Origin of the sequence: Micromonospora vinacea (assembly GCF_015751785.1) — a bacterium.
GTDB classification, from domain to species: domain Bacteria; phylum Actinomycetota; class Actinomycetes; order Mycobacteriales; family Micromonosporaceae; genus Micromonospora; species Micromonospora vinacea.
Map to the genome: position 1 here is coordinate 6,553,337 of NZ_JADOTY010000001.1, position 21,526 is coordinate 6,574,862.

Below are 21,526 nucleotides of genomic sequence, written 5' to 3' on the forward strand. Positions count from 1 at the left end.
CGTACCTGGAAAGGAGGGCCGCGTGAGCTCCCCGGCTCCCGTATCGCCTGCTGGCAGCAAGCCCACCCGGCGGGTGCGACGGCGCTGGCTGCGGATCGTCTCCGGCGTCCTCGTAGCCGTCGTGGCCGCTGTCAGCGTCGGCGTCGCCGCTCTTCAGCTCGGCCTGCCCTGGCAGATGGGCGAGGGCGACCGCAACCACGTCTACGACGGCGACGCCGGTTCGCAGCGCTACCAGGTCCACCTTCCTCCCCAACACGACGGGACGGCCCGACTGCCGGTCGTCATGGCGATCCACGGCTGTGCGATGACCGGCTACGGGTGGAACTCCATGAAGTCCACGACCCAGTTCAACCGCCTGGCCGACCGGGAGGGCTTCATCGTCGTCTACCCCACGCAACTGATCTCCCGCAACGTGATCGCCTGCTGGAACTCGACCGACCCCCGGGAGCAGCACCGAGACAGTGGTGAACCCGCGCTGCTCGCCGGCGTCGCCCGCCAGGTGGTCGAGAAGTACGGCGCGGATCCGGATCGGGTGCACGTGGCCGGCGCCTCGTCGGGCGCGGGGACCGCGGTCATTCTCGCCGTCACCTACCCCGACGTCTTCGCCACGGCGACCTCTGTCGCCGGCGGGGAGTACGGGCTCGACCAGGTCGACCCGAACAACCCGGACTCGACGTCGCCGCTGGACACGGCACGTCAAGCCTGGGCCCAGATGGGTGAGCGGGCCCGGCGGGTGCCGCTGCTGGTCATCCAGGGCGAGCAGGACGAGGTCGTGCCGCCCCTGGTCGCCACCCGACTCGTCGCGCACTGGACCGCCGTGGGCGACCTCGTCGACGACGGACTACCCAACAACAGCCTCGACCTGACCGAGGAGACCGTGTCCGTGCCGGCCGAAGCGGGCCGGCACGCGTACACGCATTCGACGATCACGGCACCGGACGGCTCGTCGATCGTCGAGTCGTACCGCGTCCAGGACATGGGGCACGCCTGGCCCGGCCCCGACGGCGACGGCCGCTACACCGATCACGCGGGCCCCGACGCCAGCGAGATCGTATGGCGGTTCGCCGAGCGCCACCCGATGCGGTGACGTCCGCCCCTCGGCGGCTACGGTGCGGACGTCGCCGAGGTGCGGTTGACGGCGGCCTCGACCGCGGTGCCGATGCGCGTCAACGCGGTCAGCTCGTGGGGTTCGAGCTGGTCGATCAGGTATTCGCGGACCGCCGCGACATGTCCCGGTGCCGCGGCCACGACAACCTTGTAACCGGCCTCGGTCAGGATCGCGTTGGTGGCTCTGCCGGGGCCAGGGATCCGGGCGCGCGCGAGCAGGCCCCGTTTCTCCAACCGTCCGACGACGTGCGACAAGCGGGACAGCGACGCCGCCGTTCGTTCGGCGAGACGGCTCATCTGCATCATGCGTTCCGGCTCCTCGGAGAGGACCGAGAGCACCACGTACTCGAAGAAGGTCAACTGGGACTCGCGTTGCATACGCGCATCCAGGGCAGCCGGCAGGCTGATCATGAGCGCGGAGTTGGCCAGCCAGGCTGCCCGCTCGTCGTCATTCAGCCAGGGCGTTCCGGCGTCGGTCCCGGCCGGCCTGCCCGTCTCCTTCTCAGCCATGAGGTCACCCTACTGACTACTTGTTGACGCTTCAAGTTCGAGGGTGTAGAACTTGAAGCGTCAAGTTCAGCCGGGCGCTTCATCGGAGCGCGGACCGCCCGTCGATCCAGGAAGGACCATGCGATGCACAGCACATCAGTGGGAGGCCTCGAGGTCTCACGCATCGGGCTCGGAGCCATGGGAATGTCGGCCTTCTACACCGGCGCCGGCCGTGACGAAGCCGAATCGATCCGCACCATCCGTCGCGCCCTGGACCTCGGCGTCACCCACCTGGACACCGCAGAGGTGTACGGCCCGTACGTCAACGAGGAGTTGGTGGGTCGCGCGATCAACGGCCGCCGGGACGAGGTGATCCTTGCCAGCAAGTTCGGCCTCATCTCCCACACCGGTAGGCCAGGGCCGGACAGCACCCCCGCCAGCATCCGCGCGGCAGTGGACGGGTCGCTGCGGCGGCTCGGCACCGACCACATCGATCTCTACTACCAGCACCGGGTCGACCGGGACACCCCGATCGAGGAGACGATGGGAGCCTTGAGCGAGCTGGTGACAGTGGGCAAGGTGCGCCACATCGGCCTGTCGGAGGCGTCCGCGGCCACGATCCGTCGGGCTCACGCGGTTCATCCGGTGGCCGCCGTCCAGACGGAGTACTCGCTGTGGACCCGCGACCCCGAGGCCGATGTGCTGCCCACGCTGCGGGAACTCGGCATCGGCCTCGTGCCCTACTCGCCGCTCGGGCATGGCTTCCTCACCGGCGACATCCGCTCCCTCGACGGTTTGGACGCCACCGACTGGCGGCGCACCAATCCCCGGTTCACCGGCGACACCTCACGCACAACCTGCGCATTGCCGACGAGGTCCGCGACGTCGCCGGCGAGGTGGGTGCCACGGCCGCGCAGATCGCCCTGGCCTGGCTCCTGGCGCAGGGCGAGGGCATCGCGCCCATCCCGGGCACCAGGCGCGTCGACCGGGTCGAGGAGAACTGCGCCGCCGACAACATCCAACTCACCGCTGGCCAGATCGCCCGGCTGAACAACCTGACCCCGGCGGCCGGCGATCGCCACGCCGAGGCCGACATGGCCGCCATCGACGGTTGAGCAGAGCAGACGTACCAGCGGCCGCCCACGTTCGCAGGTCAAGGAATGGAGCCGAACAGCATGCAGGGCAAGATGATTCGGGTCGGCATCATCGGTGCGGACACGAAGGCAAGTTGGGCCGGGGCAGCACACATCCCCGCGCTCGCGGCACAGCCGCAGTTCGTCCTCGCCGCCGTGGCCACACGTCACGAGAAGAGCGCTCGCAATGCCGCAGGGGCTTTCGGTGCCGAGCGCTGGTACGCCGATCCCCTCGAGCTCATCAATGATCCGTCGATCGACCTCGTCACCGTGGCGGTCAAGGTCCCCGCCCACCGCGACCTCGTGCTTCCCGCCCTCGCCGCAAACAAGGCCGTGTATTCCGAGTCGCCGCTGGGAGCCACCGTCGCGCAGACAGAGGAGATGGCCGAAGCCGCCGGATCGCTGCACACCGCAATCGGCCTCCAGGGCCGGCTCAACCCCTCGGTCCGCCGCGCTGCAGAGATCATCAAGGCGGGGCGACTCGGCCGGCTGCTCTCGGCGCGGGTCGCCGCGACGACCTTCGGAAACGGCCCTGAGTCGGTGAGCGCTTACGAGTACTTCGACAAGGCCGCAACGGGCGCCGGATTCCTGACGATCGCGGCGGGCCACGTTCTGGACGTGGTCGAGGCCGTACTCGGTGACATCACCGAGGTCGACGCGCGCACGGAGCTCCTCTGGCCGGAGGTGAAGCTGATGGACACCGGTGCCATCTCCGTCCGGGAGGTGCCGGACCACCTCGACGCCATCGTCAAGACCTCGTCGGGCGCCCCCGTAGGTGTGCAGATCCTGGCCGGCGTGCCCCCGACGGACGCCGCATTCAGCCTGGAGGTCCGCGGCTCCGATGGCTGGCTGAGACTGACCGGCAACCACCCGGCGGGCGTTCAGGTCGGCGACCTCACGCTGTCGTCGAGCATCGACTTCGCCGCACCCGACCGCCCCGTCGCCACCGGGGCCGGCCCGACCGCCGCGGAGATCTGGAGCGGCGCCTCCATCAACGTGGGCGAGGTGTACGCCAGCCTGGCACGCGACATCGCCAACGGAACCCACCACACGCCCGGCTTCGGGCACGCCGTTCACAACAGCCGCCTCATCGCCAGAGTTGAGCGGGCCGCCCGAACCGGCACCCGCCAGTAGGGAGAACATGACCATGAATGATCAAGAGCAAATCGCGCGTGCCGATGTCCTGCGGCGCATGGAGACGGCCGCCCGCACCCAGGTGGGCCTCAGGTCCCGGCCTCCCATGGACTGATGGCGAAGTCGGCGGTTAGAGGTGGGTGGTGGCCCCAGCTAGTCTGCAATGTCCTTTCTGGAATTGGGTGGGTGCGGCCGTTCGGGCGGTTTCCCCCTGGCGTGCACGGCGTCGGAAACGGCGATGCCAGCGAGGACGAAGACGGCGGTGACGGCCACTGCCAGCGGCGGCAGGAAGATCATGAACGGCGAGGCGGCGGCGAGCGCCAGAGCGCCGATCATCCGAGGGCGGGAGACGCGGTTGAATACGGCATGTTCCACCAGGGCTCGCCCGATCAGGAAGAGCATCGGTCCGCCGAGGACAACGAGGATCCACGCCGGCTTGGTGTGCCCGAACGGATGTTCGATCACGATCTCGTATCCGACGGCGACGACGACGATCCCGGCGACCATGAGTACGTGGGCGAGGAAAGCCTCCCGGATGAGGTGCGCGGGCTCAACGGCGACTCTGATCGCTTCGGGCAACAGCTGGCCCGCCCGAAAAAGGTAGACGCGGAACAGCAGCACGGTCGTGGCGAATGAGACCGCGAAGGCTGCCGCGGCTCCGCCGTGCCGGAACGACGTGTCGCTGTAGGCCGAGCCGGTCGTCAGAATCAGTTCGCCGAGGGCGATGATGAAGAATTGTCGGTAGCGCTCAGACAGGTACTCGGCCAGCACGGGCCACTGCCGTTGGGTGGGGCGAGACCACGGCGCGGGATAGAACAGCAGCAGTGCCGCGCCGTCGATGGCGATCGCGAGCGTCCACAACAGGGTGCGGGCCAGGTCCGTCACGATCGCGCCGGCGATCCACGGCACGGCCGACAGCGTGAACCAGAAGAACACCCCAGCCGCTCGACGCTGAGCCTCGTGGCCGCGCAGCATCGGAACGATGATCAGCCCACGAATGATGTGGACCGCGACGTACGCACCAGCGAAGGCCAGACTTCTGTCCCCGAACGCGTGCGGCACCGCGACCGCCATCACCAGCGCACCGAGCATCGCCGTATAGACGAGCAGTTGGAGCTGCGGCCGCTGCGGATCATAGAGGTCGGTGACCCACGCCGTGACGAACCACAGCACCATGAAGGCCAGCAGCAACAACAGCGTCTCGCCAGCCTCGATGAGGACGACTCGCTGCTCGGTGAGCTCCTCGACCAGCCGCTGCGAGACCCGATTCAGGGCAAAGATGAAGACCAGGTCGAAGAAGAGTTCCAGAAGGCTCGGTCGCTGCGGTTGCCCGGGTTTCCGAAGCAGCGCTGCTGCCCTTGTCGACATGGGCCGCCCATCCCCGCCGGCTTCGCCTATCTGGGTATTGGTACCACGCCGGGCAGGTCATCGAGTCGATACCCGAAGAATGCCAGCGGACCACACACCTTTTGGTAGGCGTCGCGATCCCCACTCCTCCGATGCGTCGGTCCGCCACCGGTAATCGGCACGAAGCAGCGCGCTACGAGCACGGGGTTGCATCTCCCTTCGCGGGGTACGCCCGTTGCGCCACGCGGGCGCCGTCGGATCAGCCGAGCGGGTCGGTGTGAGCCGCGTACACGCCGGGGGGCCGGTACCGGATGGATCAGCAAGACGCGGGCGGGCGCGCTGGGGCTGACGGCTTCGTGGAACTGCGGGTGCACGGGGTGTCCGCCACCGGCCCGGATGACCTCCTGGATCGGCCGCATGTGCAGCAGGTGGCGGGTGACCACCGAGGCGGCTTCTACCGACCCCGACCGGGAAACCACGAGGGCGGCGAGGCGGACGGCGTGACGCTGGAGGCCTACCGCTGGAACAACCTGCCCGCCGGCACCGCGGTGCGAACGCTGTCGATGGTGATCCTGCTGCCCTTCATGCTGATCAACCTCGCCATCTGGATGCGTCCGGCCGGAGCCGGCGACCCGGTGATCAAGGCCCTGTGCCGGCTGTTGGCCCTCACCCTGACCGGGATGTACGTGCTGAGCATGGTGGGAATCGCGCTGGATGTGATCGCGTGGAAGTGCATGTCCTCGCCCGAGTGCCTGGCCGGACGCAGTTGGCTCTCCTGGCTCGGGGGGCGTCCCGCCGGACTGCGCCTGGCGGTGCTCGCGCTCGCGCCGGCCGCGGCCATCAGCCTGGTGTGGGGGCTCAGCGCCCGCCCGGCACTCCCGTCTCACGTCTTCCGCGCGGCCGACCAACCCCTTCCGGCGCACCGGCTCACCGCCGTCGGCCGGTGGGACAACGAGCCGCTGGTCGGCCGACTGCGCTCGATTCACGTCGCGGCGGCGTTCGCCACGCTGGACCTCAGCCTGCTCGGCGCCCGGGCGGCACAGGGCTTGTCGATCGGCACCGTCGCGCTGACGGCAGTTGCCGGACTTCTGCTGGTCACCTGCGCGGTCCTGCTCTGCACCCCGCCCCTGACCGCACCCACGGAAGGCCGGCTCGACCGCCTCGTCAGCGTGCTACGCACGATCACCCTCGGTCTGACTGTGCTGGTCTGGATCCACGTCCTGACCAATCCCGCCCCCTGGCCGGAGCGCAACGGGTTACCCGGCTACAACCTGACGGTCGTCGGGCTGTTCATCGGCCAGGCGATACTGCTGGCTGCCCTGGGTGCGGTGCTGTTCTGGCACCGGGATCGACAGTCGGACGCCGCGCCCTCGCTCGGGTTCGGCGCTCTGGCGGCCTCCGTCGCCGCGATCAGTTTGGCGCTCACATACTCCGCCGAACTCGCATACCGGGTGTCCGACGTCCTGAACAGAGGCGCACCGACCGCGGAGGCGCTCATCACCAGCCCTCCGCGTGCCTGCATCTGGGCGATCCTCGGCTTCACGCTGGCGGTGCTGGTGACGCTGGCCGTCGGCGGCGTGGTATCGCTGACGTCACGACCGGGACGGAAACGCGCAGCGGCGTCGATAGTTGCTCGTGACTTTCCGGACGCGCCGAACGATGCCGGACCACGGCTGCGGCAGGTGCGCAAGGCCATCGCCCATGCCCGGTTCACCGAGCGGTTGGTGCCACTCGCGGTGCTCTACGCCTGCCTGGCCGGAATCGGCATGACGATGGTCGCGCTCGGCCTGCTGCCGACGCCACCGGGCGAACTGATCCAGCGCTACGTGGGGCTACCGGTCAGCTTCGTCAACTTCAGCATCGGTGTCGGCAGCTACCTGATCGCCGCCATCATCGTCGGTCTGATCGTCGGCGGCATCTTCGCCTATCGCACCCCCGGCTTTCGACGGTACGTCGGCGTGCTGTGGGACCTGGGCACCTTCTGGCCCAGAGCCGCGCACCCGTTCGCGCCACCCTGCTACGCCGAACGGGCCGTTCCCGAACTGACCTGCCGGATCACCCACCTCGTCGACTCCGGCAACACGGTGGTGCTCACCGGACACAGCCACGGCTCCGTCCTGCTCGCCGCGACCGTGCTCCAACTGCCGCCACGGGTCACCGAGCGGATCGCGCTGCTGACCCACGGCTCGCCGCTCCGACGGTTGTACGCCCGCCTCTTTCCCGCATACGTCAGCGACGAGGTGATCCACGAGATCGCCGACCGAGTGGACTGGCGGTGGGTGAATCTGTGGCGGGACACCGATCCCATCGGTGGCCGCGTCTTTCCGCCGCACGGCCCCGACGAGACACCCGCCGCATCCGACAGAGAGGCGACGGTGGACCGACGGCTCTGCGACCCGTACGGCGTCATACCTCCGTCCGGCGACATCTTCCCGCCACCGATCAAAGGCCACCGGCCCTGCGAATCCGAGGAGGCGTTCACTGAGTCGGTGCGTCACCTCGCCGACCACCTCCGCTGAGCAAGCAGTCGCGCCGGCTCAGCTCCGCTGATGATCCGTGGGCCTACGGCTCACACCTTCCGGGGTGAAGGAGAACGAGCCGGGGAATCCGCCGGGCCGATGGCGTACGGCGAGCAGCACCGGTTCGGGGTGGACACCCCGAAGCTGCCCCTCCGGTGCGTTGTCCGTCAAGGCATTCCATAGGTGGATGAACCGCCCCGAGTCTGGTGGAGTCCTCAGACTGTGGCCAGCTCCGGCTGGTCGGGCAGGTGGTGAGCGTAGAACATCGATTCTTTCTCCGCGGGCGGGCGGTGCCCGATCGCGGAGTGGAGGCGGTGGTGGTTGTACCAGTCGATCCATTCCGCGGTGGCCAGTTCGACCTGGGCGAGGCTGCGCCACGGCCCGCGGGGCTTGATCAGTTCGGTCTTGTACAGGCCGATGGTGGATTCCATGAGCGCGTTGTCGAGGGCGTCGCCGACGGTGCCGATGGACGCGTCGATGCCGGCTGCGACGAGGTGGGTAGTGAATCGGAACGACGTGTACTGCGAACCGGCGTCGCTGTGGTGGATCAAGCCTCGTGTCACGGTTCGGCCGTCGCGGTCGCGGCGCCACAGGCCCATGTCCACCGCGTCGAGGACGAGGGGTGTGCGTTTGTTGGTCGCCGCCGACCAGCCCACGATCGCTCGGGAGTAGACGTCCACGACGAAGGCGACGTAGACGACGCCGGCGAAGGTGGCCACGTGCGTGAAGTCGGCCACCCAGCAGCGATTCGGTGCTGCGGCGCTAAAGTCCCGGGCGACGAGGTCACCGGCGCGTTCATGGCCAGGATCGGCGACCGTGGTGCGGATCTTCTTGCCCCGCACGACTCCGCGCAGGCCCGCGTCGCGCATCAGCCGCTCCACGGTGCAGCGGGCTACCTCGACACCGTCACGGCGCAGCTGCCGCCACACCTTCCGGGCGCCGTAGACGCCGTAGTTTGCCACGTGAACCCGGCGGATCTCGTCGAGCAACCGGGCGTCCTGGACCGACCGCGCCGATGGCGGCACCGCCTTGGCCTTGTAGTAGGTGCTGGCCGCGATCTTCAACCCGTGCCCGGTCAGGGCTCGGCAGATCGGCTCGACTCCGCCGAAGCGGGCCTTGTGCTCGTCGATGAACCTCACGAGCGTGTGTGTGGCCGGTCGAGCTCGGCCGCGAAGAAAGCCGACGCGGCTTTCAAGATCTCATTGGCGCGTTTCAGCTCGGCGTTCTCCCGCCGCAGCCGCCGCAACTCGACTGACTCCTCGCTGGTCACACCCGGGCGCGTCCCCTGGTCGACCTCGGCCTGGCGCACCCACTTCCGCAGCGTCTCCGCCGACCCGATCCCGAGCTTCGCAGCGATCGACCCGATCGCCTCCCACTCGGTGCCGTAATCGCCACGATGCTCACGAACCAGACGCACCGCACGATCACGTAGATCCTTCGGGTACTGCTTCGGCATGACAGGGATCCTCTCAAGAAAAGAGGTCTCTACCAGCGCCGGGGCGGTTCAGGAAGCAGACCAGGTCATCCTCGGGACGAGCAGTGGCGTACGCGAGGGTCTTGGGGTAGTAGGCGTTGGGCCCGCCGATCCACAGCGATGGCGGCCCAAACCTCTCGATCACCGCCGACAGCGTCCGGTCCTGGCTGACCCAGTCACCGATGCCGGCGCTCAGCTGCTCGAACTCCGCCTCCGACAATGTCCGATCCAGCTCCAACCAGCCGAGGCGATGGGCGATCTCGGCGTAGACCGAGGCAGTGGCATCGCGCAGGGCCTCGACCGGCAGTACATATGAGTACGCACCCCTGACACCCGTCGGGGCGAACGCGTCGCGTTCCCGCAGCCCATCGAACTCCGATTGCCACCGAGTCAGGCTCCCCTCCACTGCAGCCATCGCCTCCAGCAGAAGCCGCTCGGCCATCTCGTCCCTGCCATACGTCCCCGGACGACGAAGAACACCGTTCACCTGCGCGAGGTGATGTTGACGGGCCTCACGAAGGTGGCGTCCGGGCTCCACATGGGTGCTCATCGCCGTCGAGCATGGCACCCCAGAAGCTCGGCCGCGAGTAGCGGACAGCCGACACCTGAGCACGGCGTAGCCGACTGTGACCATCAAATCACTAGGCGCACACTCCTCCCCGACATGTTCCCGTCGACTGGAGGAACAGATGCGTCTCCGATCATTCGTCACCGCGGCACTCGCCGCCGTCCTGGCCGCCGGCGCACTCGTGCCGCCGGCACCGGCTGCGGCGGCCACCGCCGACCGCTGGGGCTTCGCGTACGTCAAGGACCCCACCGCGCCGGTCTGGACAGTGCTGGACACCAGCCGGCAATGGGGTAGCTGGAAGGCCGCCTTCCCGGCCGCCTGGGCCGACGGCATCAAGCTCGCACCCGGCCGGTTCCAGGTCCGCTTCCCACAGATAGGTGCCAGCTCACGGGGCGTGCCGCACGTGACCCCGGTGAACCGGACCGGTCACTACTGCGAGGTGGTCCGCTGGTTCCAGTCCGGCACCGACGAGATCGTCGACGTGCAGTGCCACAAGCCGGGTGGCACGCGCGAGGACACTCCGTTCACAGTGCTCTGGACGACCAGCTCGGGCGTACTGCCGGCCGGCACCTCCCACGCGTACGTGCAGTGGAGCAGCGGCCTGGTGGCGCAGTCGTACAACTCCACCGGCGTCGTGAACACTGTCGGGCCGGTGGGCGTCGGGCAGTACCTGGTGCGGCTGCCCGGTGTGGGATTGGCCGGAGTGCTCGCCGGCAACGTGCAGGTCACCGCCGTCCAGCCGAACGCCGGTCCCCGCCGCTGCAAGGTCTACTCCTGGAGCGCTGTCGGCACCGGTGTGCAGGTGTACGTCTTCTGCTATGACCAGGCTGGCGCGTTCATCAACACCGACTTCGTCCTCTCGTACCACCGTCGGCGGCCGGTGATCGGCTCCCTCGGCCCGCCGTCGTACTTCGGTTACCTGGGTACCGCCGTCGGCGGGCCGACCAACGACAACTCGGTGCTCGGTGTCGGTGCGAACACTGTGGCACCGCTGGCGCCCGCCGGCCGTTACCTGGCGACCTTCCCGCAGGTCGGCGTCAAGGAGACGCACGCCCAGGTGGTGGCGCAGGGCGCCGGCAGCAACTACTGCCACCTCACCCAGCCCTGGACGTACACCACCAACGCCGACGTCGACGTCATCTGCTTCGACAACGCCGGCGTCGTCACCCCGCACCGCTTCCTGGCCACCTTCACCTCCCGGCTCTGAGGCCGGGCCGCGCCGGCGGTGGCTGTTCCCGTTGCCGCCGGCGCGGTGAGGACCGGGCGCTCGTGGCAGACCCGACCGCGCGCCCGGTGCCACCTCATCAGTTCCCGGGCGGGGTGAACCCGTGTACCCCGATCAGAGATCCGGGTGGCGCAGCTGCACGCGGCGCAGCAGTTGGGCGTTGAGCGCAACCACGATGGTCGAGGCGGACATCAGCACCGCGGCGACCGCGGGGCTCAGGCTCACTCCGGCCCAGGCCAGAGCGCCGGCGGCCAAGGGCAGGGCGACGACGTTGTAGCCGGCGGCCCAGGCCAGATTCTGGATCATCTTGCGGTACGAGGCGCGCGAGAGCCGGATTACCCCGGTGACCCCGCGCGGGTCGGAGGAGGCGAGAACGACGCCAGCGGATTCGATCGCGACGTCGGTGCCGGCGCCGATGGCGATGCCGACGTCGGCGCGGGCCAGCGCGGGAGCATCGTTCACGCCATCACCGACCATCGCCACCCGCAGCCCCCGGCGTTGCAGCTCACCGACCGCCTCGTCCTTGTCGGCGGGCAGCACCTCGGCGAACACCTCGTCCTCGCCGGGCCTGAAGCCCAGGTCGGCGGCGACCGCCTCGGCCACCGGCCGCGCGTCCCCGGTGATCATGACGATCTTGCGGATGCCCTGCTCACGTAGCTCGGCGATGGCTTGCCGAGCCTCGGGGCGGATCTGGTCCTCAAGGGCGAGGGCACCGATGACGCGTGCCTGCTCGCTGTCGAGACGCAGCAGGTGCAGTACCGCCGCTCCCCGGCGGGACCACTCGGCCCGACGCTCGTCGAGGTCGCCGGGCACCGTGGCGTCGAGTTCGCGCAGCAGGGCGGGTCCACCGACGGCGTAGCTGACGCCGTCGACGTCGGCGCGCACCCCGCGACCGGTCAGCGACCGGAAACCGGTCGCGGTGCGCCGGGCGCCCTGCTGGGCAGCGGCGGCGACGATGGCCCGTGCGAGGGGGTGTTCACTGTCGGCCTCGACCGCCGCCGCGACGGCCAGTACGTCGGTCTCGCTGACGCCGCCGGTGGCGGCGACACCGGCGACGACGTGCTCGCCGCGGGTCAGGGTGCCGGTCTTGTCGAACAGCACCGTGTCGACGGTGCGCATCCGCTCCAGGGCGAGGCGGTCCTTGACCAGGATGCCGCCCTTCGCGGCCACGGCGGTCGACAGGGCGATCACCAGCGGGATGGCCAGCCCCAGCGCGTGCGGGCAGGCGATCACCAGCACCGTGACGGTGCGGACGACGGCCTCGTCGAGGTTGCCGACCAGTGTCCAGATCAGCAGCGTCGCGGCGGCAGCGGCGGTGGCGATGTAGAACAGCCAGGCCGCGAACCGGTCAGCGAGGACCTGCGCCCTGCCGCTGGACTGCTGGGCCTGCGCGACCAGGCGTTGGATGCCGGCCAGAGCGGTGTCCTCGCCGACGGCCTCGACGCGCACCCGGATGGCCGCGTCGGTGGCGACAGTGCCGGCCACCACCCGGTCGCCGCGTTCGCGGCCGACCGGCCGGGACTCGCCGGTGATCATCGACTCGTCCAACTCCGCACGGCCGTCGGTGATGCGGCCGTCGGCCGGCACCCGCCCGCCCGGGCGCACCAGGATCACGTCGCCGACGCGCAGGTCGCTGACCCGTACCCGTTCGGGCTGTCCGTCACCGCCGAGGCGTTCGGCCTCGTCGGGCAGCAGCGCGGCCAGGGCCGACAGGGCGCCCTGGGCCTGACCGATGGCCTTCATCTCCTGCCAGTGCCCGAGCAGCATGATCGTGACCAGAGCCGCCAGCTCCCACCAGAAGTCCAGGTCGAACACGCCGAGCGCGGTCGCCGCCGAGGCCACGTACGCGACGGTGATGGCCATCGCGATCAGCAGCATCATCCCCGGCGCCCGGTCACGGACCTCCCGCACCGCGCCCTGCAGGAACGGCCACCCGCCGTAGACGAACACCACAGTGCCCAGCACCGGGCCCACCCAGTCGACGCCCGGGAAGTCCAGCTGATAGCCGAACCAGTCCATCACCATGTGACTGGTGACCACGATCGGCACCGTCAGGACCAGGCTCAGCCAGAACTTGCGGCGGAACATCTCCGGGTCGTGCCCGGCATGCTTGTCATGCCCCGCGTGCCCGGCGTGCTTGTCATGCCCCGCGTGCCCGGCATGGCCGCCGTAGGGGCCGGGCTGTACCGGCTGGCCGCTCGGGTCCCCTCGGCGGCTCCCATGATCACCGTGGTCGCCGTGTCGGTCCACCGCCCCACCCATGGGCTCTACCTGGTGCTCGTTCTCGTGCGACATCCTCATCGCCTCCTCACCCTCACGATATACCCCCAGGGGGTATGCCTGTCCAGGCGTGTCGATGTTCCGGACGTCACCCGCGTGCGAACCCAGCATTGTCAGCGGCGCAGGACGGAAGACCGTGGTTGGTCCACTTCGCCACCAAAGGAGCAGCGGTCAACGGCGTCGGTCACGATCGGCGGGCTGTGGATGTCGTCGAACGACGCAAGCGCTCATGAACGAGCAGCACCACTCCAACTTCCCCCGGATCTGTAAACAACCCTTGATATTAAACTTCACGAACGTCAATATGTGGAGGTCGCGGGTCGTCGAACCCTGGGGAGTGAGCCATGAGAAGCCGTCGGATTTTCGCAGTGGTCGCCGGGGCGGCGATGACCCTCACGGCCGCCGTCGCCTTCGTCCCCAGCAGCATGGCGGCCGTGTCCTCGGCCAACGCCCTCCCGATGGTCGCCTGCGCTGCCCCGGCCTGGGCCGAGGGCACCACCTACCAGGCGGGCGCCCAGGTCACCTACGGCGGCCGGCTCTACCAGGCACTGGTCACCCACACCGCCCACCCCGGCGCCGGCTGGAACCCCGCCGCGACCCCGTCGCTCTGGCGCGACCTGGGCGCGTGCTCGGGAAGCACGCCGCCGCCCACGACGCCACCACCGACGACCCCGCCGCCCACGACGCCACCACCGACCACACCTCCCCCCACCACGCCGCCGCCGACCGGTGGGACCTGCGCGGTGAAGTCGCGGCCCACCGGCAAGGTGTTGCAGGGCTACTGGGAGAACTGGGACGGGGCCACCAACGGCGTACACCCGGGCCTCGGCTGGATCCCGATCACCGACAGCCGGCTCAACCAACACGGCTACAACGTGATCAACGCGGCGTTCCCGGTGATCCGCTCGGATGGCACGGTCCTCTGGGAGAACGGCATGGACGTTGGCGTCAAGGTGGCCACCCCGGCCGAGATGTGCCAGGCCAAGGCGGCCGGCGCCACCATCCTGATGTCGATCGGCGGGGCCGCCGCAGGCATCGACCTGAGCTCCACAGCGGTCGCCGACCGGTTCATCGCAACGATCGTGCCGATCCTGACGGCCTACCACTTCGACGGAATCGACATCGACATCGAGACCGGCCTGACCGGCAGCGGCAACATCAACACACTGTCCACGTCGCAGGCCAACCTCATCCGGATCATCGACGGCGTGCTGGCCCGGATGCCGTCGAACTTCGGCCTGACCATGGCACCCGAGACGGCGTACGTCACCGGCGGCAGCGTGGTCTACGGCTCGATCTGGGGCTCGTACCTGCCGATCATCAAGAAGTACGTCGACAACGGCCGGCTCTGGTGGCTGAACATGCAGTACTACAACGGCAGCATGTACGGCTGCGCCGGCGACTCGTACCCGGCGGGCACGGTGCAGGGCTTCACTGTGCAGACGCAGTGCCTGAACAACGGCCTCACCATCCAGGGCACCACCATCCGGGTGCCGTACGACAGGCAGGTCCCGGGCCTGCCGGCGCAGATCGGGGCGGGCGGCGGCCACCTGTCGACGTCGTTGGTCACGCAGGCCTGGAACTCCGTGCCCGGACTCAAGGGCCTGATGACCTGGTCGGCGAACTGGGACGGGTCGAAGGGGTGGACCTTCGGCGACAACGTGAAGCGCCTGCAGGGCCGCTGACGGGCGACGGCGTCGAACCTGTCGAGGGCGCGACGTCGACGGGACAGCCCGGCGATCGAGGACCCTCCGTGGAGGGGTGATCGCCGGGCCGCCCCGGTGGTGAGCCGCGCCGGGCGGCCCGCCGTTCAGCCGGTCAGAGGCCGGCGGCGTGCGCGGCGGCGGTGCCGCCGACCACTGGTAGGACGATGTTGCTGCTCTTCAGCGCGACCTGCAGGTTCGCGGCGGTGGTGTCCGCCTGGCTGGAGTACTGCGGGTAGCTGGCCACGATGATCACGCCGATCCGGTGGCCGGGCTTGAAGACGTAGTCCTCCGGCAGCAGCGGGAAGCTGAAGTTGTACGACTCCCCCGCCACCAGCGGCACGCCGACGCGGATCGACTGCCGGTTCTGGGCGTCCATGATGCCCTTGGTGACCAGCTCGTAGTCCGCCGTAGCCACCCGCTTCGTCGTCTGCTTGTAGCAGCCGTCGTCGGTCGGGCTGCTCTGGCCCCAGCAGTCCTCGGTGGTCAGGGTGATGATCCCCTCGCCGGAGGCCCGGTGCGCGACCCGCTCGTCGGTGCCGTAGTCGACCAGGATCGCCCCGAGGTTGGTGTCGGTCTGGTCGGCGGAGGCCCGCAGTTGCACGGTCGGGGTGCCGGAGATGTGCAGCGGCGCGGAGAGTGGCGCGGAGACGAACGCCAGCCGGTTGGGCTGCACCACGTCCGGGTTGAGGATCATGGTGTTCTGGCTCTGCGTGCGGCTGTCCTGGAACGCCCCGGTCGCCGGCTTCGCGGTGGGCACCAGCCCGAGACCGCCCGCGCCGGTGGTGCCGGGCTGCAGGAACACCTCCGTGTCGGCCTTGCCGGGGATCGGCCAGTCGGCGTGGGTCTCCCACACGTCGGCGGACCGCTCCAGGTCCACCCGCGGCTCATCCATGATGCCGTTGGCGACGCCCTGCAGCCAGAAGTCGAACCACCGGTGCAGCGTCGACACCCACACCGCGCGGCGCGAGTCGAACGGGTCGACGTGGCCCTCCTGCGACAGCCACAGCTTGCGCGGCACGTTGTTCTCCGCGAGGGCGTACCAGAACTTGCTGAAGTGGTCCGGCCGGACGTTGTCGTCGTTGAGGCCGTGGTAGAGCAGCACGCTGGCGGTGACGTTGGGGACCTTCTTGACGTAGCTGCGCTCGTTCCAGAAGGCCGTGTAGTCGCCGTGCTCGTCGCCGTCGGCGGCGCCTATCGCGTCGCGCACCGGCTTGCAGTAGTCCCGGCGCTCGGGGTTGGTGACCGTGTTGGCCAGCGACGCCACGTAGCTGTTGCCGCGGGTGACCACGCCGTTGCTGCGCACGTAGTCGTAGTACTCGGTCGGTCCGCTGATGGGCACGACAGTGGTCAGGCCCTTCACGCCGGTCACCGCCGTGGCCATGGCCAGCGAGCCGTCGTACGACTTGCCGATCATCCCCGTCTTGCCGTTGTGCCAGTCCGCCTTGACGATCTCACCGGCGGCGTTACGGGCGGTGGCCCTGCCGTTGAGCCAGTTGACGGCCTGCTTGGCGCTCAGGTTGTCCTGGTTGGCGTTGGTGGTCGGGCAACCGGTGGAGTTGTTGGTGCCGACCATGTCCAGCAGGATGACCGCGTAGCCGCGCGGCACGAAGTAGTTGTCGTAGAACAGCGGCCACTTGTCCAGCAGGCCGTCGCCGTCGAGGTCCGCCTTGCACTCGGACTCGTTGCCGCGGCAGACCGTCGAGTAGTAGGGGCTGGCGTCCATCACCACCGGGGCCTTGAGCCCCTGCGCGGTGGCCGCCGGCCGCATCAGGTCGAACGCGATGATGTCGCGCAGACCGTCGTTGTCGCTGTCGAAGGTGGAGTCGATGAACAGGCGTTCCCGAATGGCGTCGGCGTAGCCGAACACCGGCTGGGTGACGCCGTCCTGGACGACGATCGTCGGCGGGCCGTCCGCCGCCTGCGCCTGCGGCGCCGCGCCGAGGGCGGCGAGCACCGTCGCGGACAGTACGGCCACGCCTGTGCGCCAGCGCGTTCCCACTGTAGCCATGCAGTCTCCTTGATGTGTCCGAGGCTGCGAACGCTACGAGCCGGTGGCCCGTGCCACCACCTGCACGTGTAGGAACTTCGCCGGGTGTGGTTCGACGGGGTGCGACCCTGGGCGACCGGACTACGGCTGGTCGGCCAGCACCAGCTCCCGCAGCCGCCGGTCGAGTGTCGGGGCGTCCAGCCCACCCGGCCAGCCGCGGAGCAGGGCGCCACCCTTGGCCACCAGCACGACTGTCGGCGGCTCCCGCACCGCGTACGAACGCCAGATCGTCTGCTGGTCGTCCAGGACCACCGGATACTCCACCCGGTGCGCGCGCAGGTAGTCCTGGACCTCGTCGGCCTGGTCCGCGCCGGCCACACCGACGAAGACCACCCGGTCCCGATAGGCGCGGGCAAGCTCACTGAGGGCGGCCTGGCGGCTGGCGCAGGTGGTGCACCAGGAGCTGAAGAAGGTGAGCACGACGGGGCGCTGCGCCCACACCTCGGCAGCGGTGAACGGGGTGCCGTCGGTCAGCACGCCGGTGAACGCCGGGGCGGCCGGGGCGGTGCGGGGCGCCGGGCGCAACGCCAGGTCGGCGGGGACCGGCCCGGGCAGCGCCGCCGCCCCTCCGGCGGGCGCCGGCGCGGGAGCGGGCTCGGGCGTGCTGCATCCGCCCAGCAGCGCCGCCGCCAGCAGCAGCGGCAGGAGTGCCTTCCTCATGACGGGACCACCGCCACCAACGCCGGACCCTCACTGCTGTCCGGCGTCAGGTCGAGCGCCGGCCGGCCGTCCACCTCCAACCGGTAGGAGGCCCGCTGCGGCACGCGCACTCCGACGGCGAACTCGCAGTAGGTGGGCAGGCGCTCGACCCCCAGATCCTCGGCGAAGGCGGCCACCGCGGTCCCCGCCGGCAGCTGCCCGCTGGCCAGCGCCGCCCCGTCCGGGTCGAGCACACGGAACGGCGCCCGGTTGTGGAAGTGCTGGTACGGGCCGGTGCCGGCGCAGTCCACGCCAGCGGCCCGGATGTTGATGTCGCGAACCAGGACCCGGACGGTCGTCGGGGAGGCCGCCTCCTGGGCGGCGCCGACGGCGCCGCAGCCGGTGGCGCCGGCCAGCAGCAGGGGCAGCAGAGTCATGATGCTTCGCCGCACGTCATCCTCCTTCCGCCCGCCTGCTCGGGTCCGCGGCGGCAGGCCGCCGCGGACCCGAGCAGGAATGGGCTCAACCTCGGGCGCCGGTCAGGACTTCTCGACGCGGCACTGCTTGGTCACCGTCTTCGTCGGGTCGCTCTCCGAGGTCGCGGTGAGCTTCACGAAACCGGTGTCCGCGGCGGCGGCGGTGGCACCCACCGACACCTTGACAGTGGTGGCCTTGCCGAACTGCGCGGTGGCGAGCTGGTTGGGCAGCCAGGTCCGCCAGCCCTTGCCGGCCACCTCCGCCGACAGGCGGTAGACGTCCGACTTCAGGTACGCGCTGACGTCCTCCGGGTGCTGCTGCCCGCCGGCCGAGTACGAACCGGTGTTGGTCAGCTCGAACGAGCAGGTCACCCCGCGGTTCGTCGGCTTGCCACCGCCGGTCACCTCGCCCTTGCCCAGCAGCACGTCGTGGCTGCTCGGCCCGCCGGTGCCGTCCAACGACCGCACCGCCACCGTGTAGGAGAGCGAGCCGGCCGAGTCCCGCTTGAGGTCGATGATGTAGAAGTGCAGCCGGTTGGCCTCGTCGACGTACTCGTACTGGCTGCCGGTGTCCGCGCCGGCGTGGAACAACGCGTCGGAGAGCTGCCGGTAGTCACCCATGGTGATCTTCTGCGGGGTTCCGTCGGGCCGGTAGAAGTCGATCATGTCGATGTCCTGCGGGTTGGCGTCCACCACCCACTGGAACGGCGCGCTGTCGGCGTTCTTCGTCTTGCTCACCAGCACGCCGCTGTCCGGGGTGAAGGAGTCCGCACCCATTCGGTCGACCACCTCGACCGTGTAGTTGTTGAAGCTGCCACCGTCGCACAACGGGTCGGTGCTGACACCGCACGTCGGTGACAGGTCCTTGTTCAGCGCGATGTTCACGCCGCTCAGACCCTTCGGGCCGGCGTCGACCGCCCGGGCCGTGACCTGCGCGACCACCAGGCCCGAGGAGGCCAGCGACTCCCGCGACAGCCGCAGCACGTGCTCCTCACCGAGCAGGCCGATCTTGAGCTTGTCCCGCACCGTGTGCAGCGAGCCCATCGAGCCGCCGTTGGTCGGCGGAATCTGCCAGCGGGTGTGCGGACCGCCCGGGCCGTTGAACGACCCGCGCGACATCATGCTCCAGATCCCGGTGTACGCCCTGCGCAGCGGCTCGCCGTACGGGTTGTTGTAGTTGTCGCCGATGCCCAGCAGATGGGTCAGCTCGTGGGCGTAGACGCCCATGCCGGAGCTCTCCCCCTGCGTCGAGGAGCCACCGCCGGCGTTCGGCCACAGTGTCGCCGCCGCCTTCCACGAGGTCCAGTCCACGTAGCGGGTCTTCGCCCAGTTCGGCAGGTTGGGGTCCGGCGGGCCCCAGGCGTCCGGCACGTCCTCCTTGTTCTGGAAGATCATCTGCCCGAACTCCTGCCAGGTCGACGACTCGTCCTGGCCGGCGCTGAGGATGAACACCAGTTCGTACTGGTTGGCGACCTCCTCGCCGACGGCCGCCCGCCAGGCGCCCAGGCCGTCGGTGCGGATGTTCTTGCTGCACACGTCCCCACTCGGGCAGGCGCCCGGGTTGAACCCGTTGTCCAGCCCGTACTGGTAGGACTTGGCCGGCATCTGGTACGGCCCGAACCCGGTGAGGTCGACGCCGTAGCGGCCGTTGGAGTCCTGCATCCAGTACTCGTGCAGGGTGTGGCCCTTGTTCAGGGTGTTCGGGGTGTTCAGGAAGTCCTGGTAGAACTTCGGCACGTCCGCTCGGGGGATGTTGGTCGCGACGGACTGGGGGTTGCCGAAGACCGTGGAGCGGGCCCGCTGGGAGACCGCGAACGTCTCGTCGGGATAGTCCAGCGCCACCAGGGCGATCTTGAAGTTGCGGACCGAGCCGGACACGCTCGGGTCGGCCCAGTTCTTGCCGGGCACAGCCTTGTAGTCGTTCCAGGTCATCGTGTCCGGGTTCTGCCAGGCCTGCGGGTCGAGGACCTGGAACGGCGCAGTGCCGCCGGCCGGGTTGGCCGGGGCCGCGGCGGCCTGCGCCGCCCCGGTCGCCACGAGCGTGGTCACCACGGCAGCGGCCAGCACGGCCCGCCTCAGCCGGGTGCGGTGGGGGGTAGCACGGTGCACGGAACCACCTCTCGTCGGAGGGAAACGCGGCGCCGGCGTCCCGATGGGGGGTGTCGCGGAACGTTTGTCAGCAGGCCGCGCAGCGAATCTAGGAGTACGGGCCAGTGCCGGTCACCGTGCAGATGTCGGCAGGTGGGCCGGCGACTTCCGACACCTGAAGGACCGGTGCCCACCGGCGGATCAGCCAGGACCGGCCCCGGAAGCCGGATCGACAGTGGCCGCGAGGGCCCGCAGCACGTCCCGGCGCACCCGATCGGCGGCAGCCCCGGACAGGGGTCCGCGCGGTGGGCGGCACCGCCCGCCGAACCGCCCCGCGCACTCCATGGCGAGCTTGACGGCCTGCACGGCCTCCGGCCGGGAGGCCCAGCCGAGGATCGGGTGCAGCTCGGCGTAGAGCGGCAGCGCCCGGCCCAGGTCGCGGGCGACGCACAGCTCGTACAGGCGCACGGCCTGGCGGGGCAGGGCGTTGGGCAGGGTGGCCACCCATCCGGTGGCGCCGCACAGCACCAGTTCGAGCACCACGTCGTCGGCGCCGACCAGCACGTCGACGTGCGGGCAGAGGTCCCGCAGGCGGTGCAACCTGCGGACGTCGCCGGTGACCTCCTTGACCGCGACGATCCCGTCGATCTCGGCGACGGTCGCCAACAGGTCCGGCGTGAGGTCCAGCCGGGTGTCGTACGGGTCGTTGTGGGCGACCACCGGCAGGCCGACCGCCGCCACCTCCCGGTAGTGGGCGACCACGTCGGCGGCGCGGGCTGCGGGCCCGTCGGGTGGCCGCGCGAGCACGCCGTGGGCGCCGGCCTCGGCGGCCTGCTCCGCCCAGCGGCGGGCCTGCCTGCTGCCGTAGCCGCCGACGCCGGGCACCACCGCGCAGCCGGGCGGCGCGGCCTGCACCGTCGCCCTCACCACGGCGGCCCGCTCGTCGTCGGAGAGGGCCCGGTACTCCCCCAACGACGCGCACGGCGCGACCCCGTGGCACCCCTCGGCGGCGAGCCAACGGACGTGTTCCTGGAGCTTGTCGAAGTCGACCGACAGGTCGGCGCGAAACGGCGTGGTGACGGCGACCAGTACGCCCCGCCAGGGCCGACCAGTTCCCACTCCGAAATCCCCTCCCCGCCGGCACCGCCCGTCATCAGACCCGCGCCGTGCGCGGCGGCGCTGGTGCGGTCCGTACCGGAACCCTAGAAACGTCTGTCGCCCCCGGTCTTCGGACAGATGCCGGAACCACCGCGTCGCCGCCCGTCTTTTTGTCGCGACTTCGACAGTGGACCTT

Annotated in this window: 15 protein-coding genes and 1 pseudogene; 6 read left to right on the forward strand and 10 right to left on the reverse strand. The window is 69.8% G+C overall.

Going from position 1 to position 21,526, the window contains the following annotated elements:
- Positions 1-22: 22 nt before the first annotated feature.
- Positions 23-1,087 carry an extracellular catalytic domain type 1 short-chain-length polyhydroxyalkanoate depolymerase gene (locus IW249_RS30680; RefSeq protein ID WP_196923974.1) on the forward strand — a complete coding sequence of 355 codons (1,065 nt, stop codon included), beginning with the start codon at positions 23-25 and terminating at the stop codon, positions 1,085-1,087.
- A 17-nt stretch (positions 1,088-1,104) separates the two neighbouring features.
- Here the strand turns inward: IW249_RS30680 and IW249_RS30685 are convergent, their stop codons facing one another.
- Complete coding sequence (locus IW249_RS30685; protein WP_196923975.1) at positions 1,105-1,617, reverse strand: MarR family winged helix-turn-helix transcriptional regulator; 513 nt, start codon at positions 1,615-1,617, stop codon at positions 1,105-1,107.
- Positions 1,618-1,740: 123 nt separating this feature from the next.
- On the opposite strand from IW249_RS30685, the pseudogene IW249_RS30690 reads away from it, so the two are divergent.
- Both IW249_RS30690 and IW249_RS30695 read left to right on the forward strand, forming a co-directional pair.
- Positions 1,741-2,711 (forward strand): annotated as a pseudogene (locus tag IW249_RS30690) (aldo/keto reductase).
- A gap of 45 nt (positions 2,712-2,756) precedes the next feature.
- Entirely contained in the window at positions 2,757-3,863 is a 1,107-nt protein-coding gene (locus tag IW249_RS30695) for a Gfo/Idh/MocA family protein (RefSeq protein ID WP_196923976.1), read from the forward strand.
- Positions 3,864-4,016: 153 nt separating this feature from the next.
- On the opposite strand, the gene IW249_RS30700 is transcribed toward IW249_RS30695, so the two are convergent.
- On the reverse strand, positions 4,017-5,231 hold the full coding sequence (locus IW249_RS30700) for a low temperature requirement protein A (protein ID WP_196923977.1): 1,215 nt from the start codon (positions 5,229-5,231) through the stop codon (positions 4,017-4,019).
- Positions 5,232-5,521: 290 nt separating this feature from the next.
- On the opposite strand from IW249_RS30700, the gene IW249_RS30705 reads away from it, so the two are divergent.
- Positions 5,522-7,729: a hypothetical protein gene (locus tag IW249_RS30705; protein WP_196923978.1), complete on the forward strand. Its 2,208-nt coding sequence runs from the start codon at positions 5,522-5,524 to the stop codon at positions 7,727-7,729.
- Between the two features lie 215 nt (positions 7,730-7,944).
- Here IW249_RS30705 and IW249_RS30710 read toward each other — a convergent pair.
- Both IW249_RS30710 and IW249_RS30715 read right to left on the reverse strand, forming a co-directional pair.
- A protein-coding gene (locus IW249_RS30710) for an IS3 family transposase (RefSeq protein WP_196922394.1) occupies positions 7,945-9,185 on the reverse strand; the annotation gives its coding sequence in 2 pieces (ribosomal slippage) (positions 7,945-8,909 and positions 8,909-9,185; 1,242 coding nt in all).
- Between the two features lie 13 nt (positions 9,186-9,198).
- The gene (locus tag IW249_RS30715; RefSeq protein ID WP_196923979.1) at positions 9,199-9,753 is read right to left on the reverse strand and encodes a hypothetical protein; all 555 of its coding nucleotides are present in this window, start codon (positions 9,751-9,753) and stop codon (positions 9,199-9,201) included.
- Positions 9,754-9,892: 139 nt separating this feature from the next.
- On the opposite strand from IW249_RS30715, the gene IW249_RS30720 reads away from it, so the two are divergent.
- Positions 9,893-10,978: a hypothetical protein gene (locus IW249_RS30720; protein WP_196923980.1), complete on the forward strand. Its 1,086-nt coding sequence runs from the start codon at positions 9,893-9,895 to the stop codon at positions 10,976-10,978.
- A gap of 132 nt (positions 10,979-11,110) precedes the next feature.
- Here the strand turns inward: IW249_RS30720 and IW249_RS30725 are convergent, their stop codons facing one another.
- Positions 11,111-13,291: a heavy metal translocating P-type ATPase gene (locus IW249_RS30725; protein WP_269215345.1), complete on the reverse strand. Its 2,181-nt coding sequence runs from the start codon at positions 13,289-13,291 to the stop codon at positions 11,111-11,113.
- Between the two features lie 410 nt (positions 13,292-13,701).
- On the opposite strand from IW249_RS30725, the gene IW249_RS30730 reads away from it, so the two are divergent.
- On the forward strand, positions 13,702-14,961 hold the full coding sequence (locus IW249_RS30730) for a carbohydrate-binding protein (RefSeq protein ID WP_372433052.1): 1,260 nt from the start codon (positions 13,702-13,704) through the stop codon (positions 14,959-14,961).
- 133 nt (positions 14,962-15,094) lie between these two features.
- Here the strand turns inward: IW249_RS30730 and IW249_RS30735 are convergent, their stop codons facing one another.
- The 5 genes from IW249_RS30735 to IW249_RS30755 form a co-directional block, all read right to left on the reverse strand.
- Positions 15,095-16,990, reverse strand: coding sequence for a CocE/NonD family hydrolase (locus IW249_RS30735; RefSeq protein ID WP_196923982.1), 1,896 nt, complete (start codon positions 16,988-16,990; stop codon positions 15,095-15,097).
- Positions 16,991-17,110: 120 nt separating this feature from the next.
- On the reverse strand, positions 17,111-17,689 hold the full coding sequence (locus IW249_RS30740) for a TlpA family protein disulfide reductase (RefSeq protein WP_196923983.1): 579 nt from the start codon (positions 17,687-17,689) through the stop codon (positions 17,111-17,113).
- Positions 17,686-18,120 carry a hypothetical protein gene (locus tag IW249_RS30745; RefSeq protein WP_196923984.1) on the reverse strand — a complete coding sequence of 145 codons (435 nt, stop codon included), beginning with the start codon at positions 18,118-18,120 and terminating at the stop codon, positions 17,686-17,688. Before IW249_RS30745 ends, IW249_RS30740 begins: the two co-directional genes overlap by 4 nt.
- An 87-nt stretch (positions 18,121-18,207) precedes the next feature.
- Entirely contained in the window at positions 18,208-20,253 is a 2,046-nt protein-coding gene (locus tag IW249_RS30750; protein WP_307788761.1) for a M6 family metalloprotease domain-containing protein, read from the reverse strand.
- A gap of 180 nt (positions 20,254-20,433) precedes the next feature.
- Positions 20,434-21,351, reverse strand: coding sequence for a dihydrodipicolinate synthase family protein (locus IW249_RS30755; protein ID WP_196923985.1), 918 nt, complete (start codon positions 21,349-21,351; stop codon positions 20,434-20,436).
- Between the last annotated feature and the right edge of the window lie 175 nt (positions 21,352-21,526).